1 protein-coding gene is annotated in these 748 nt (G+C 76.5%); it reads right to left on the bottom strand.

The features are described 5' to 3' along the window. Nucleotides 1-748 (bottom strand): hypothetical protein (locus FOE67_RS27500; RefSeq protein ID WP_182667518.1); only part of this gene is annotated, 748 nt, incomplete at both ends.

The raw sequence follows: 748 nt of genomic DNA, 5'->3' as shown, positions 1-748 counted from the left end.
GTGTCGGGGTCGGGGGCGCTGAGGGTCCCGCCGCCGTCGGTGACGGTGACCACCCCCAGCGACAGGAGCTCGGCCATGGCGGCCGTACCCGCCAGCTCCCGGACCTGGAGGCGATAGCGGGGGGTGGTCCGATAGGTGCCCCCGTTCTCGTCGCCGGTGCGCTGGAGGAAGCCGGAGTCGGCGAGGAAGGCGACGGCCTTGCCGATGATGCCGGTGGTGGATCCGGCGAGCCGGCGGGCGTCCTTGGTGGCGCCGGTGGCGCTGCGGCGGGCGTACACCCGCCAGGCCGCCTCCAGCTCGGGGGCGTCCGTGGCGGGGTCGGTGTTCTCCCCGCGCCCGGTGGCGCGTTCCTCCAGCACGGCGCAGGCCTGGCGGACGAAGGACTCCACCCCCAGCACGCTGACGCGTCCCGAGTACCCCTCGTCGGCCAGGTCGGCCGGTCGGGGAAAGGCCAGGGCCGCGACGGCGAGATGGGCCAGGCCGTGCAGGAAGCGGTCGGCGGAGTCCGCCGCGGCCCGACGGGCGTAGTCCCCGATGCGGACCGCGAAGACGGAGTCCTCCGCCGCGGCGACCGCCATGCCGGCCCGTGGGGAGACCTCCATGACGACCAGGCCCAGCCCGGTCGCGACGGCGTCGCAGAGCCGGGCCCAGGCGGGCTCCTCGTGATAGCGGCGCAGCAGGGCGGCGTAGTCGGCGTCCCGGGCGGGCTGCAGACGGGGCTGGAGGCCCAGGGCGACCAGCCGGGCCG

Origin of the sequence: Streptomyces calidiresistens, from assembly GCF_014141525.1 — a bacterium.
GTDB classification, from domain to species: Bacteria; Actinomycetota; Actinomycetes; order Streptomycetales; family Streptomycetaceae; genus Streptomyces; species Streptomyces calidiresistens.
The sequence above is the reverse complement of the archived record's forward strand: the minus strand, read 5'-3'. Positions and strand labels throughout refer to the sequence as shown.